This is a genomic window from Variovorax sp. 10N412, assembly GCF_056394985.1.
Genome location: NZ_JBFTIO010000007.1, coordinates 244,750 through 258,210, shown reverse-complemented (window position 1 = coordinate 258,210; position 13,461 = coordinate 244,750). Strand labels below are relative to the sequence as shown.

At 65.2% G+C, this 13,461-nt stretch carries 14 protein-coding genes; all 14 read left to right on the top strand.

From position 1 onward, the window contains the following. Positions 1–193: 193 nt before the first annotated feature. Complete coding sequence (locus AC1DJH_RS18825) at positions 194–1,312, top strand: tetratricopeptide repeat protein (protein WP_478186715.1); 1,119 nt, start codon at positions 194–196, stop codon at positions 1,310–1,312. Continuing rightward, positions 1,312–2,772 carry a L,D-transpeptidase family protein gene (locus AC1DJH_RS18820; RefSeq protein ID WP_478186714.1) on the top strand — a complete coding sequence of 487 codons (1,461 nt, stop codon included), beginning with the start codon at positions 1,312–1,314 and terminating at the stop codon, positions 2,770–2,772. Before AC1DJH_RS18825 ends, AC1DJH_RS18820 begins: the two co-directional genes overlap by 1 nt. A gap of 558 nt (positions 2,773–3,330) precedes the next feature. Beyond that, complete coding sequence (locus AC1DJH_RS18815; protein ID WP_478186713.1) at positions 3,331–3,513, top strand: Flp family type IVb pilin; 183 nt, start codon at positions 3,331–3,333, stop codon at positions 3,511–3,513. A 1-nt stretch (position 3,514) separates the two neighbouring features. Further along, positions 3,515–4,021, top strand: a complete 507-nt coding sequence (locus AC1DJH_RS18810; RefSeq protein ID WP_478186712.1) for an A24 family peptidase — start codon at positions 3,515–3,517, stop codon at positions 4,019–4,021. 92 nt (positions 4,022–4,113) lie between these two features. Next, positions 4,114–5,127 (top strand): Flp pilus assembly protein CpaB, encoded by a 1,014-nt coding sequence (cpaB, locus tag AC1DJH_RS18805; RefSeq protein ID WP_478186711.1) that lies wholly within the window; start codon positions 4,114–4,116, stop codon positions 5,125–5,127. A gap of 42 nt (positions 5,128–5,169) precedes the next feature. Next, positions 5,170–6,531, top strand: coding sequence for a type II and III secretion system protein family protein (locus AC1DJH_RS18800; protein ID WP_478186710.1), 1,362 nt, complete (start codon positions 5,170–5,172; stop codon positions 6,529–6,531). A gap of 36 nt (positions 6,532–6,567) precedes the next feature. After that, complete coding sequence (locus tag AC1DJH_RS18795; RefSeq protein WP_478186709.1) at positions 6,568–7,851, top strand: CpaE/TadZ family protein; 1,284 nt, start codon at positions 6,568–6,570, stop codon at positions 7,849–7,851. Between the two features lie 4 nt (positions 7,852–7,855). Beyond that, on the top strand, positions 7,856–9,169 hold the full coding sequence (locus AC1DJH_RS18790; RefSeq protein ID WP_478186708.1) for a CpaF family protein: 1,314 nt from the start codon (positions 7,856–7,858) through the stop codon (positions 9,167–9,169). Then, the gene (locus AC1DJH_RS18785) at positions 9,162–10,157 is read left to right on the top strand and encodes a type II secretion system F family protein (protein ID WP_478186707.1); all 996 of its coding nucleotides are present in this window, start codon (positions 9,162–9,164) and stop codon (positions 10,155–10,157) included. The genes AC1DJH_RS18790 and AC1DJH_RS18785 overlap by 8 nt, the downstream gene beginning before the upstream one ends. Beyond that, positions 10,154–11,110, top strand: coding sequence for a type II secretion system F family protein (locus AC1DJH_RS18780; protein ID WP_478186706.1), 957 nt, complete (start codon positions 10,154–10,156; stop codon positions 11,108–11,110). Before AC1DJH_RS18785 ends, AC1DJH_RS18780 begins: the two co-directional genes overlap by 4 nt. Continuing rightward, the gene (locus AC1DJH_RS18775) at positions 11,107–12,003 is read left to right on the top strand and encodes a hypothetical protein (protein WP_478186705.1); all 897 of its coding nucleotides are present in this window, start codon (positions 11,107–11,109) and stop codon (positions 12,001–12,003) included. The genes AC1DJH_RS18780 and AC1DJH_RS18775 overlap by 4 nt, the downstream gene beginning before the upstream one ends. Then, the gene (locus AC1DJH_RS18770; protein ID WP_478186704.1) at positions 12,000–12,455 is read left to right on the top strand and encodes a DUF3613 domain-containing protein; all 456 of its coding nucleotides are present in this window, start codon (positions 12,000–12,002) and stop codon (positions 12,453–12,455) included. The genes AC1DJH_RS18775 and AC1DJH_RS18770 overlap by 4 nt, the downstream gene beginning before the upstream one ends. A gap of 35 nt (positions 12,456–12,490) precedes the next feature. Beyond that, a complete protein-coding gene (locus AC1DJH_RS18765; RefSeq protein ID WP_478186703.1) occupies positions 12,491–13,012 on the top strand; it encodes a TadE/TadG family type IV pilus assembly protein in 522 nt (173 codons plus the stop codon). 47 nt (positions 13,013–13,059) lie between these two features. Further along, positions 13,060–13,458 carry a TadE/TadG family type IV pilus assembly protein gene (locus AC1DJH_RS18760; protein WP_478186702.1) on the top strand — a complete coding sequence of 133 codons (399 nt, stop codon included), beginning with the start codon at positions 13,060–13,062 and terminating at the stop codon, positions 13,456–13,458. Positions 13,459–13,461 lie beyond the last annotated feature (3 nt).

Below are 13,461 nucleotides of genomic sequence, written 5' to 3'. Positions count from 1 at the left end.
TGTACTGCGGGGAAGGGCCAGGCGGCACTGGGGGCATCGCGGACACTATGAAACGCCACGAGCCGCAGGAACCGCACGAACCGCACGAACCGCACGAACCGCATTAAAGGCTGTCATCGCCGTATCGAGAGGTTAACCACCCCACTTACAATGCCTGCCGCATCACCCACCCCCTTACGAGGTCTTGTCCGCAATGCCCAAGAGCCCCAGGCCGCGCGCCCGTTTCAGCTTTTCCCCCACCGTGCGTGCCCTCGTGCTGGCCGCAGCGGCCTGTGGCATGTCGGTTTCCGCCTTGGCGGCCGTCGAGCATGAGGACGTCGACAAGCTCATGCAGGCCGGCAAGCTCGACGAGGCCATGACGCGGGCCGACGCCTTCCTCAAGGACAAGCCGCGCGACCCGCAGATGCGCTTCCTGAAGGCCGTGATCCAGCTCGACACCGGCAAGCGCGCCGAGGCCATCGCCGCCTTCACGCAGCTCACGCAGGACGCCCCCGAACTGCCCGAGCCGTACAACAACCTGGCGGTGATCTACGCGAGCCAGAACCAGTTCGACAAGGCGCGCGCCGCGCTCGAAAGCGCGATTCGCACCAACCCCAGCTATGCCACCGCCCAGGAGAACCTCGGCGACGTGTATGCACGGCTGGCCAGCCAGGCCTACAGCAAGGCGCTGCAGCTCGACCAGAACAACACGGCCGTTCAGCCCAAGCTGGCGGTGATCCGCACGCTCTTCACGCCGACCCCGCCGGGCGGCAAGGCGACGGCGCTGGTCGCCTCGGCGGCACCTGCACCTGCACCTGCTCCCGCGCCCGCCCCGGTGGCCAAGGCTGCGCCGGCACCTGCGCCCGCCCCCGTTGCACCGCCGCCGGCCAAGGTCGCACCCGCACCTGCACCCGCACCGGTCGCCGCCGCACCCAAGGCACCGGAGGCCACGCCGGCGCCAGCGCCCGCACCGGCACCGGCAGCCAGCTCCGCAGGCAACGCGGAAGTCGAATCGGCCGTGCGCGCCTGGGCCGCGGCCTGGGCCGGGCAGGACATGGACCGCTACCTCGGCGCCTACGGGCCCGACTTCGCGCCGGCCGGCGGCCAGAGCCGCAAGGCCTGGGAAGAAGACCGTCGCGCGCGCATCGTCGGCAAGAGCAGCATCAGCGTGAACATCGAGAACCTCGTCATCAAGGTCGACGGGCAATCGGCCACTGCCAAGTTCCGCCAGATCTATCGCGCCGACAACCTCAACATCTCGAGCCGCAAGACGCTGGACATGCAGCGTTCGGGCAACCAGTGGCACATTCGCAAGGAAAGCGTCGGCGGCTAGTGGCAGACATCGTCCGGCATGGCCGGCTTCAGAATCCTCCGTTCCGTCCGCGCAGCGGACACCTGCTCGCGGCGCTGATGACCGCGTCGGCGCTGATGCTGGCGACGCCCGGCGCGGCGCTGGCATCGGGCACCGCCAAGGCGGCGGGCAACGCAAAGGCCGGCGCCAGCGCCGCCGCCAAGGCGAGGCCCGCGAACAGCGGCAGCCGTTCCGCCAAGGAAGCCAAGGGCGCTTCGGCAAAGGCCCAGGCTCAGGCCCAGCAGGCCAAAAGCAGGAAAGGCGCAGCCGCCGACACCCGGTCCGCCGCCGCAAAGCCGGCGCGCCGCGGCGCACCGGCCGCCATCCAGGAAGCCGGCGGCGCCGAAGCCCGGCTGATCGCCGTCTACGAGATGTTCGGCCGCGGCCAGGCCCGCCCCGCGCTGGCCAAGGCCCGCGACCTCGTGCGCGACTACCCGAACTTCCAGCTTGCGCAGCTTGTCTACGGCGACCTGCTCGCCGCGCAGGTGCCGCCGACGAACGCGCTGCCCGACACGGCCAGCATCGCCAGGATGCGCGGCAACCCCGCCATGAGCGACCTGCACGAGGAATCGAAGCGCCGTCTGCAGGCGCTGCGCGAGCGGCCGCCGCCGAACACCGTGCCGTCGCAGTTCCTGGCGCTCTCCACGCGCAGCCGTTACGCCATCGCGGTCGACGCCTCGCGCTCGCGGCTGTACCTGTTCGAGAACACCGACAAGGGCCTGAAGCTCACGGCCGACTACTACATCTCGGTGGGCAAGTCGGGCACCGACAAGCTCGCCGAGGGCGACGCGCGCACCCCGCTGGGCGTGTACTACATCACCAGCAGCCTCGACCCGAAGTCGCTGAAGGACTTCTACGGCGCCGGCGCCCTGCCCATCAACTACCCCAACCCGTACGACGCGCGACGCGGGCGCACCGGTGGCGGCATCTGGCTGCACGGCACCCCGCCCCAGCAGTTCGCCCGGGCGCCGCTGGCGAGCGACGGCTGCGTGGTCATGGCCAACCCCGACCTCAAGCAGCTTTTGCGCAAGGTGCAAATTGGCGCCACCCCCGTGGTGACCGCGCGCAGCCTGCAATGGATTTCGCAGCCGCAGGCCGAAAAAGAAGCCCAATCAATTAGCAGCGCAATCAATGGCTGGAAAGAAGCCCGGGCTGCCGGAAATGAAGCGCAATTGAAGAAATTCTATTTGCCCGACTTCCAGCGCAGCAGCAAGAAGACAACCGAAGGCATTTCCGCCGTCGACGACGAAGTGAAATACGCGCAGGGCAAGCGCGTGCAGCTCAAGGACGTGTCGTACCTCCACTGGCGCGACGGCGACGACACCATGGTGGTCACCTTTGGCGAAGTCTTCGAGGGCGACAAGAGCGGGCGCTCACGGCGCCAGTACTGGCTGCGCCAAGGCAGCGAGTGGAAGCTCTTCCACGAAGAAATCCTGGGCTGACGCCCGGCTGACGCTGTACCGAGGCCCGGCTGGCGAGCCGCGAAGGCCAGGCTGACATCCCCGAGGCCGCGGTACATCCCCCGAGACCGGGCAGACATTCCATTAGGCCGTGGTGACATTCACCGAGGCCCTGCTGGCGATCCATGGAGGCCCTGCTGGCGACGCGGGCACCCCGTGAATCCGTGACTTTTTGCTCACGGTTTTTGGCTTTCTTCGCTGTTACAACTGCCTGTTTGTGGCCTTGCGCTACGTAACACGTAACGCGTTTGTGCCCGTAACACACCCCTGCTGGACGTTCCGTGTGACGTAACGTGCCCTCCCATTTTCATGGGAGGTGGGACAGCACCTACAGAGGGAAGATTTCGTTTCAGAACTGTCAGCCAGCTGACCAGGCAGGCCCTGGCTCGGACTGGCAAGAGGCTTGCAAGCCTCCGTTTGGTCTCCTCTCGTACCACGGCCTCTGGGTACAACCTCGGGGTAACCGATGTTGATACACAGAGTTACCCGGGATAACATTCGTCTCGCCAGCGTTTGTTAACACTTCCGAAAGGGGAAATCATGCTCAGCTCTATTACTCGTTTTTTGCGCGATGAAGAAGGTGCGACCGCAATTGAATATGGAATTATTGCGGGGCTGATGGCAGTTATCTTGATCGGCATCTTTTCCGAAACCAGCGGTATCGGAAAAGCGCTGATCGATATGTTTTCGTACATCGGGACCAAGCTTCCTACCAAGGACTGATTTGCGACCGGATTCCGTCCTGCTGATCTGGCTGGCCTTGGTCGCCGTCCATGATTTCCGCAGGCGCATCGTTCCCAATTGGCTGGTGCTCGCGGGCGCCGTCGCAGCGCTCGCCCAGCTTGCCCTCGGTTTCCAACCTGTGGGCATCGGCTGGTCCGAGGCGTTGCTCGGTTTCGCCGCAGGGTTCGGGGTTTTGCTGCTCTTCTACGCCGCTGGTGTCATGGGAGCCGGCGACGTGAAGTTCGCAGGCGTCCTCGGCCTGTGGGTCGGGCCGGCCGCACTCGTTCCCGTCTGGATCGGCGGAAGTCTGCTCGCCGCGGCCCACGGCATCCTTTGGCTGGTCCTGCAACGCTGGCCGCTGCTTCCGCGGCTCGCGTTGCTGCTGGCATATCAACGCGCCCCTGCCGACAGCTCTCCGGCTACCGGACGGCGGGCCCGTTTTGTTCCTTATGCGGCCTATCTGGCCTTGGCCACCGCGGTATGGCTGATCTGGGGGCGACAGCGGTAATCGAACAGCGTGAGATGAACATTTGAATCGTTGCGCGAACTCCTTGTTGCCGATTTCAGGATTGCCCACCTTCCCTCTTCCACAAGCCGCCCATGATCCATCTCACCAAGATAGTCGCTGCCATCCTCGTACTGCTTGCAATCGCATTGGGCGGCTATGCATGGATGCTCAGCCGCCAGGCACCCGCGCCAGCGCAAGCGGCCGTTGCTGCGTCAGCAGCACCGGCCAAGGCACAGCAAGTGCCGACCTATCCCGTGGTGGTCGCATCGAAGCCCCTGCCGGCAGGCCAGGCGATTCCCGCCGATGCGTTGCGCGTAGAACAGCTCCCCATCAATCCCGCCGGTGCATTCCAGGCAACCGCCGACGCCACCGGCCGCGTCCCTGTGCTGGATCTCGGCGAAGGGTCGCCTTTGCTCGAGGGTCAGTTGGTCTCGGGCCTCGCCTTGCGTGTCGCGGAAGGCGAACGCGCGGTCGCCATCAAGGCGGACGAAATCATGGGCGTCGGCAACAAGGTCCAGCCCGGCGATTTCGTGGATGTCTTCGTGATGCTCAAGTCGGATGGCAAGGACATCGATCGAAGCCAGGCCCGACTGCTGCTCGCACGCAAACGCGTGCTGGCGTTCGGCAACGCGTCAGTCGACGGCTTGCCGCCCAAGGGGGCCGATGGCAAGGCAGGAACAACGCAACAGCAGGCACAACGCACGGAGGCGCCGCGAACCGCCGTCCTGGCGGTCACCGTCGATGAAATCAACCGCCTGACGCTCGGCGAGTCCAGCGGCCGGCTGCTGCTGGCCCTGCGCAACCCGACCGATTCGGCCGAGCCCGATCCCCAGCTCTTCGCAGATTTGCCCACCGCCCTGCAACCGACATCGGCCAAGCCTGGCGGGTCGCGTCGAGCTCCCCTGGAGGGACTGGACAAGGCGCAGGCCGGCTTGACCGCGGTGGATTTCGTTTCTGGTGGCGCAGCCGATGTCAACCGCCGGACGAACACCGGAATCCGTCCCGCGGCGCCTGCAAACCCTCCCGCCCGCGTCGGCACACCGCAGCAGGGCGGCACCGAAGTCGAAGTGATTCGCGGCGAACGAAGCGAAACCATGCGCTATTGATCGGCCAATCCAATGACCGTCCAAGTTCAAGAAAGAAGACACATGCCGCATATGCCGCCCAGCGCGAAGCCGGATCCTCAGGCCTGCCAGTTCATCCAGGACCGGCCGTCTGCGCTTCGTATTCCGCTCGTGGTGCTGTGCCTGATCTCGCTCGGCATCCTTCCTGCCGGGTCTCGTGCGGCCGGCCCCGAGGCCAAGCCGCAAGCGACCGCGCGGCAGCTCCCCATCGCACTCGTCATGCAGGCAGGAACCCAGCAGGAACTGCTGATCGACAAGGGGATCGACCGCATGGCCATCGCCGACGAGGCGGTGGTCGGCGTCACGCTGACACGCAAGACCCCGGGCACACCCGCGGCGCGTCTCATCGTCACGGGCAAGGCCGCCGGCCGCACCACGCTCATGGTCTGGGAAAAAGGGAGTTCGGCAGCGACCACCTATGCAGTGGAAGTACGACGCCGCGTGGCGTTGGTGACAGGATCGACCGACAGCCTTCCCGCGCACCAGCAAGCCACGGACGTCGCCCTCTCCGGAGCCGACGAAAAGACCCTGTTGGTGGACCGATCCGTCGTGAACGTTCGAAGCCATACGGTTCAGGTCGAGGTCAAGGTCGTGGAGTTCAGCCGCAGCGTGCTGAAGGAGGCGGGTTTCAACCTCTCCTCCTACGGCCCCAACAGCCGCGGTTTCAGCTTCAGCAACACCGCACCGGGCGGCGTTCTGGCCGACGCGTTCAGCCTGGCATTGGGTTTCGGCAATGCAAACAAGGGCCGCGGCATGGCATTGACGCTGAACTTGCTTGAGGGCAACGGCCTTGCCCGCGTGCTTGCAGAACCGACGCTCGTGGCGATGTCCGGGCAGAGCGCCAGCTTCCTTGCCGGCGGTGAGTTGCCGATCCCGGTGCCGCAGAGCCTTGGCGCCACGACCATCGAGTACAAGCCCTTCGGAATCGGGCTGTCCGTGACACCGACAGTTCTGTCGAACGACCGCATCGTCCTGAAGGTCGCCCCCGAAGCGAGCGACCTCGACTACACCAACGCGCTGAGCATCGACGGCATTGCGGTGCCCGCAATCACCACACGCCGCGCGGACACCACGGTCGAACTCGGCGACGGCGAGAGCTTCGTGATCGGCGGGCTCGTGAGCAGGACCACCTCGTCCAACGTCGACAAGGTGCCGTTGCTCGGCGACATCCCGGTGATCGGTTCGTTCTTCAGGCAGAACAAGTACCAGATGAGCGAGAAAGAGCTCGTCATCATGGTGACGCCGCACCTCGTGAAGCCCATTGCGCGCAACACCGACCTCGCACCCTACCTGCCGGGCACCGCCGAGCAACGCGATGGCGCGGTGTGGCGTTCGATCTTCCTGGGTGGCGCGGCGAACACCGCACTTCCCGGCTTCTCGCGCTGAAGCGGCACCAGTGTGAACGCCAGAACTGCTGACCTCATGAACGCACCACGCGACAGCATTCCGGAAACAGGCGCAGAAACCTACCTGTTCGCCTCGATCAACGGCGGGCACATCACGTGGCTGACCGACGCGCTTGGTCGCCTCGGTTCCGTGGTGGTCCTTTCTCCGGACACCAAGTCGATTGATGAGCGCATTGCCCTTCTTGGCCCTGTCGCAGTGTTCATCGATTTCTCTTCGGACCAGATCACCGGCGCGAGTCAGCTTCACCAGCGCCTGAAGCGGGACTGGCCCACGTTGCCGGTGCTTGCCATCGGCACCTCCGCCGAGCCCGCGGCCATGCTCGCGGCGTTGCGCACGGGTGTCGACGATTTCGTGGACGTCGCTGCGGCCCCGGGCGAGGCGGTCAACACGCTGCGGGCGCTGCTTGAACGACGCAGCAGCCTGAGCGGCGGCACCCGCGGCGGCACCCTGGCACTGCTCGGTGCGCGCGCTGGCCTGGGGGTGACCACACTTGCGACCAGCCTGGCCTTGATGTTGAACGATCAGTTGGCACAAGCGCCGGCCAGGCCGGCAGCGCGCGCGGCAAGGCAAGGCGTGGCCTTGCTCGATCTGGGGCTGCCGGCACGCGACGGCTTGTTGTACATGGACACGCAAAGCGGATTCAGTTTCGTCGATGGCGTGCGCAACCTGCGGCGCCTCGACCAGACTCTTCTGCACACCGCACTGGCGCACCACACCAGCGGCGTGGCCGTGCTTCCGTTGCCCTCCAGCCTGTCGCAGATCCGCGAGATCTCGCATGCGGATTCGGTGGCGCTGATCAAGCGGCTCGCCGACTTCTTCGACTTTCAGATTGCGGACCTCGGCGGCTTTTCGACCATCGACTTCATCGCGCAAACCCAGCGCGAGGCGCAGCAGACCTGGGTGGTCTGCGACCAGAGCATCGGTGCCATCGTCTCCACCGCCACCCTGCTCAAGGAATTGCGCGCGCGCGGCGTCGAGACCGAGCGGCTCTCGCTCGTGGTCAACAAATTCGACAGCCACGTGGGCCTGTCGGCCAAGGACATCGCGGAGCGCCTGGAACTCCCGCTGCTGCATGTGCTGCCAGCGCGCAGCGCACCGCTGCTGGCCGCCGCGAGCCGGGGGGAAATGCTGGTGCGCTGCGCGCGCAACGACCCCTATTCGCAGGCCGTCACCGGCCTGGCTCGCGGTCTTCATCAAGGCTACATGTCCGCCTCGGGACAACCGCCGGCCAAGGATCAGCGCTGGGTAGCACTGATGTCGCAAATCACCGGGCTCTGGAAGAGTTCAAACGAAAGTTGAGCCAATGTCCACCGATATCGAATTTGCCGACGACGATCAGGCATTCATCAATTCGCAGCAGTTCCAGGACATCAAAAGCTGGACGCACGATCACCTGCTGAGCCGCATCGAAGAGCTCGGTGCGGAATTCGGCCGCTGGTCCCGCGCATCGATTCAGCAGTTCGTCGAACTCGAGGTCGACAGCTTCGTGCGCCTGCGCCGTGTTCCGATCAACGACCGTGAAATGCAGCTCATCTCCGATGCGCTGACAAAGGAACTCGCGGGCTTCGGCCCGCTGGAGGATCTGCTGAACGATCCAGCAGTCGAAGACATCCTGATCAACGGGCACACCAACGTCTACGTATCGCGTCACGGCGTACTGGAGCGCGAAACGCTGCGCTTTGCAGACACGGAGCATGTGATGCGCATCGTGCGTCGCATTCTCGCGCCGCTGGGACGTCGGCTTGATGAAGCGAATCCGATGGTCGATGCGAGGCTGCCCGACGGGGGCCGTATCAACGTCATCATCGAACCGCTGGCCATCGACGGCCTGTCCGTTTCGATCCGGAAGTTCCGCAAGGAGCCGCTCACGCCGGCGGACCTGGTGAAGCTCGGCACCTTCGACGCGGGCATGGCCCAGTTGCTCGAGATCGCGGTGCGCTCACGCTGCAACGTCCTGGTCAGCGGCGGCACGAGTTCGGGCAAGACCTCGCTGCTCAACGCGCTGGCTAGTTTCATCCCGCCCGTGGAGCGCGTGATCACCATCGAAGACACCGCCGAACTTTCGCTGGGCCACACGCACGTGGTTCGATTGGAAAGCCGTCCGGGCGGCTTCGACGGTACCGGCGTGGTATCCATTCGCGACCTGCTGCGCAACAGCCTGCGGATGCGACCCGACCGCATCATCGTGGGCGAGGTGCGCGGCGCCGAAGTGATCGAGATGCTGCAGGCGATGAACACCGGCCATGAAGGCTCGATGGGCACCATCCACGCAAGCTCGCCGCGCGAATGCCTCTATCGACTTGAAATGCTGGCGGGCTTCGCGGGCTACCAGGGCAGCGAGGTGAGTTTGCGCCGGCAGATCGCTAACGCAATCGACTTCATCGTGCAGATCGGGCGCATGTCGAGTGGCCAGCGGCGCATCGTGTCGCTGAGCGAAGTGACGGGCGTCAACGACAACGTCGTGGCGATGCAGGAGCTGTACCGCTATGACCCGATCGTTTCACCCGACGGGGAAGAACACGACAGGTGGATTTCGCTCGGCATAGCGCCGCACTCGCCGAAGATCACGCGCTTTCGCCAGATGATGAACCGCGCCCAGGGAGAACGCCGTGGGTGAGGCGCAGCTGGCCGTGTTGTGCCTTGCGCTGCTTCTCGCGGCGGCGGGCATCCTGCTGTGGCAGTGGGCACGCGGGCTTCAGCAACGGCAGGTCATCCATCGCCATCTTGCGCAACAGCTGGAAGCCAGGCCGGTGCCTGCGGAAGCTGCGCCTTCGTCGCCGCGCACATCCTTCATCGACTCCCCCGCCAACGGCATGGCGGCCGACCCTTGGATGAATGCGGGCAGCGCGGCGCCAGTCACGGCAGCCCGCAAAGACCGGCTGCAGGGGCTGATGCCGTCCTGGCTCGAAGGGGCGATCTCGGTGAATCTGGTCGCGCTCGTCGGCCTGCTGATCGTGATCCTGAGTGCAATGACCGGCTTTATCGCTGGCTGGATCAGCGCCATCGGCGCCCTCGTCGTGCTGTTGGCGCTTTCGACCTTCGGGCTGTGGCTGCGCCTGCAGAAGTTCCGCCGTCAACTGATCAGCCAGTTGCCGTCCTTCATCGACTCGATGGTTCGGCTCATCACCATCGGCAACTCGACGCAAGCGGCCTTCCAGCTGGCGATCACTTCGACGCAAACTCCCCTGCGCGGTTATCTGGAGCGCGCAGCCAACCTGGTACGCGCGGGCGTGGATCTGGACCGCGCGCTGCATCAGACCGCGGCCAGCGTACGGGTCGAGGAGATGTACCTCCTCGCATCGATCCTCGGCCTGGGCGTGCGCTACGGGGGACGCGCGGATTTGCTCCTGGAGCGCGTCGCAAACTTCATGCGCGACCGTGAACAGGCGCAGCACGAACTGGTGGCGATGTCGTCAGAGACGCGTCTGTCCGCATGGATCCTCGGCTTGCTGCCGTTGGGGGTGGGCGGCTTCATCATCATTGCCAACCCGGGCTATTTCCTGCGCATGTGGCACGACTCCACAGGGCAGATGATGATCTTCGGCGCAGTGGGCCTCCAGCTGCTCGGGACCGTCCTTCTCTACCGGCTGGCGAGATTGACATGAGCTTCACACCCGCGCAACTCGCCATCTGGAGCCTGGCCCTGCTCGCTCTGGGCCTGTGCAGCGCAGCAGCCGGCCTGCTCGTCAACGAACTGCGGCGGGTCCAGCGCACGAAAGCCATCGGCCGGGCGCTGCACCGGGACGATGCCGCTGTTGCACCGGTGGCCGACGCCTCGTCCGAAGTGGACGCAGCGCGGCGCGCCGACGCCGACCTGCCGCTGCACTGGCTCAACACCCGGGTCGGCAAGGCGTTGGTGGCCGATGAGGACAGGCGGTTGATCGATCAATGCGGCTTTTCCTCGATGCGGGCGCAACTCGTCTTCCTGGTCATGCGCCTGAGCCTGGCGGCCTTGTTACCCACCGTGGCGCTCCTGTTCTGGCCAGGCCCTATCTCGACCCGGAAGTTCACGATCCTCCTGGCGGCGTTCGTCGGCATCGGCTTCATGCTCCCGAAGTGGGTGCTCGGCCGGCTGGCGGCCGGCCGACGCGAGCGCGTGGCGAACGAGCTGCCACTGTTCGTCGATCTGCTGCGACTGCTGCAAGGCGTGGGGTTGAGCCTTGACCAGAGCTTGCAGATCATGGCCAGCGACTTTGCGCACGTCATGCCGGTGCTGGGCTACGAGCTGACGCTCGCCAACAGTCAGTACAGCCGGGGACGCACGCGAGAACATTCGCTCACCCGCCTTGGAACACTGCACGCGAACGACAACCTGGCGGGCATGGTTTCACTGCTCATCCAAGTTGACCGCCACGGCGGCGCCGTCCAGGAACCCTTGCGCATCTTCAGCGACCGGCTGCGTGAACACCGCAAATCGGAGATGAAGGCGCGCATCGGCAAGATCACCGTGAAGATGACCGGCGTGATGGTGAGCACGCTCTTGCCGGCCCTGGTCATCGTGACCGCCGGACCCGGCTTCATCGCCATCATCCGTTCACTCGGAGCCATGTCCAAATGAGCATCGCCTTCAATGATTCGAAGCAAATCTGCGCGCTGCTTGCGGCTGCGCTGGCATTCACGCTGACCGGCTGTGCCGGCCCCAAAGGGCAGTACGCCGCCGCGGCCGACGCGCAACAACGCATGGCGGCGGAAGCTGCCGCAAGCCAGAAAAACGCGGTGAACATCGACACGGCCGCCACCTACCTGAAGCTCGTCGAGCAGATGCAGGCCGACGGCTTGTGGTTCGCGTCACTTGCTCACATCGACGCGCTCGAGCAACGTTGGGGCACATCCCCCGAGTCGAGCCGCATGCGTGCAGATGCCTTGCGTCAGACCGGAGAGAGTGCAGGAAGCGAGGCCGCCTACAAGCGTCTGATCGGCACTCCGCTCGAAGGCGCCGGCTATCACGGACTCGGTCTGCTGGCAGGGGGGCGTGGCGACTACGCCGAAGCGGTGAGACTGCTGCGCGAAGCACAGCGCCGAAACCCCACCGACGCCGTCGTGCTGAGCGACCTGGGTTATGCCAGCCTTCGCGCGGGACTCGTGAACGAAGCGCGCTTGCCGCTGATGCAGGCGCTGCAATTGCGCTCCGACAATACGCAGGCACAAGCCAACCTCGCCCTTTACCTCGAAGTGACAAGGCAGAGTGCGCAGGCCGAAGCGTTGATGGAGGCACACCGCATGTCACCCGCAACCCGTACCGCCATCCGCGAAAGCGCGCGGCAGTTGGGCGGCGCGCCCTTGGCGTCCGCCCAGCCGACGCCGCGTCCGGCAGGCACCGGCGCAACGCCCCCCGACGACAGCGCTGTTCCCCTGCGCCTCAAAGCTGCGCGCTGGCCAGGCATGGGCGGACAACAGGTCAACGCAGGCCTGGCCACATCCAGCAGTTCGATCGCACGAGGTACCGAATGAAGAACCGTTTTTCCCGCCTCCATCTCTGGCCCATGGCCGGGCTGACTCTTGCGATGGTCGCCACGAGCGCGGCAGCACAGAACGCGCCCGAAGCCAAGCCTGAGCCCCGGACCGTCGCCGCAACACCTTCAGCGACGCCGCCCGTGACACCATCCTCGACGTCTGCGCCCACGGATACGGGCGCCGTGGCGCAGGCAGACCTCGCCAACGCCCCATCCGGAGACGAAGCGGAGATCCTGAGCGGTCCGCTTCTGCAAGTGGGTGACGCCGCGACAAGCCTGCTCGCATGGCAGCGCGAGGGTGTCATCGCGTCGCCCACGGCGCGTCCGATTGCAGGCGACGTGGCGCGGCGCAGCTATGAGCGTTACCTGAAGAGTTTTGAGTTTCCCATTCCCGAGCGTTTCAATTCGACCGTCAAAGCAACAAGCAGCGCCGCCAGCGGCTCGAAGTAGACATCTGTCCGCTCGCTCGAACGCCAGGCCATCGCATGATCACTCCACGACGAACTCGCCACCGCGCGCGCTGTCAAGCTGGAGCGTACGCGCTGGAATACGCCATCGTTTTTCCCGTGCTCTTCGTCGTGACCTACGCGATCATCAGCTACGCCATTCTCTTTGCTGTGCGACTGGGCATGCAGAACGCCGCGGAAGAAGGCGCGAGGGCAGCGTTGCGCTATCAGACGATCAGTGCGGGGTGCACCAGCCAGTTGGCCTGCCGCAAGCTTGCGGCACAGACGGTCGCCCAGAAGCGTATCGACTGGCTGCCCACCGCGACGGTCGAGGCCAAGACCTGCCTTCTCAGCACGGACGACAGCTGCACGAGCGCTTCGACGCCCGCCTGTGGTTCGACGCTCGATCAGCGGTGCCAGATGATCGTGACGGTCAGCTACGACTACGCGGCGCGGCCACTTGCACCGCCATTGCCAGGTTTCGGCTTCTTGCTGCCGAGCACGTTGCAAGGGCGCGCCGGCATGCTGATGAGCGATCCAACTGCCGCGAATCAGATATGAAAGAAAACTCGACCCCGAGGCCCATCGAACAACGAGGGGTCGCAGCCGTGGAGCTGGCGTTGGTGCTCACGACACTGCTGCTGCTTCTGTACGGTGTCGTCTCATTCGGTGCGGTGCTCTACACGCAGCAAGTGGTTTCTCGCGCCGCTGAGGACGGAGCGCGCGCGATCGCTGGCGTGAACGACCCAACGCAAGCGGCGAACATCGTACTGATCAAGAACGTGGTCTACGCATCGATGGCGAGTTCCTTGATCGCGCCCGTCGATGCCGGGAGCACGACAGCACAGCGCCAAGCCTGGCTCAAATCGAATCCGAAGGTCGTCGTGAATGTCGCAATCACGGGGCTGATCACGGTTTCGTATCCATATGGAGACAACCCGATCGTTGCCTTGCCCGACGCTTGGGTACCACGGAACATCTTTGGCTCCGCCAAGTTCTCCCTGTGAGGT

Bases quoted from the DNA above. Each gene is read 5' to 3' on its own strand.
- AC1DJH_RS18775 (WP_478186705.1), top strand. From the start codon at position 11,107: ATGAGCATCGCCTTCAATGATTCGAAGCAAATCTGCGCGCTGCTTGCG.
- AC1DJH_RS18790 (WP_478186708.1), top strand. From the start codon at position 7,856: ATGTCCACCGATATCGAATTTGCCGACGACGATCAGGCATTCATCAAT.
- AC1DJH_RS18815 (WP_478186713.1), top strand. From the start codon at position 3,331: ATGCTCAGCTCTATTACTCGTTTTTTGCGCGATGAAGAAGGTGCGACC.
- AC1DJH_RS18765 (WP_478186703.1), top strand. From the start codon at position 12,491: ATGATCACTCCACGACGAACTCGCCACCGCGCGCGCTGTCAAGCTGGA.
- AC1DJH_RS18795 (WP_478186709.1), top strand. From the start codon at position 6,568: ATGAACGCACCACGCGACAGCATTCCGGAAACAGGCGCAGAAACCTAC.
- AC1DJH_RS18800 (WP_478186710.1), top strand. From the start codon at position 5,170: ATGCCGCATATGCCGCCCAGCGCGAAGCCGGATCCTCAGGCCTGCCAG.
- AC1DJH_RS18780 (WP_478186706.1), top strand. From the start codon at position 10,154: ATGAGCTTCACACCCGCGCAACTCGCCATCTGGAGCCTGGCCCTGCTC.
- AC1DJH_RS18825 (WP_478186715.1), top strand. From the start codon at position 194: ATGCCCAAGAGCCCCAGGCCGCGCGCCCGTTTCAGCTTTTCCCCCACC.
- cpaB (WP_478186711.1), top strand. From the start codon at position 4,114: ATGATCCATCTCACCAAGATAGTCGCTGCCATCCTCGTACTGCTTGCA.
- AC1DJH_RS18770 (WP_478186704.1), top strand. From the start codon at position 12,000: ATGAAGAACCGTTTTTCCCGCCTCCATCTCTGGCCCATGGCCGGGCTG.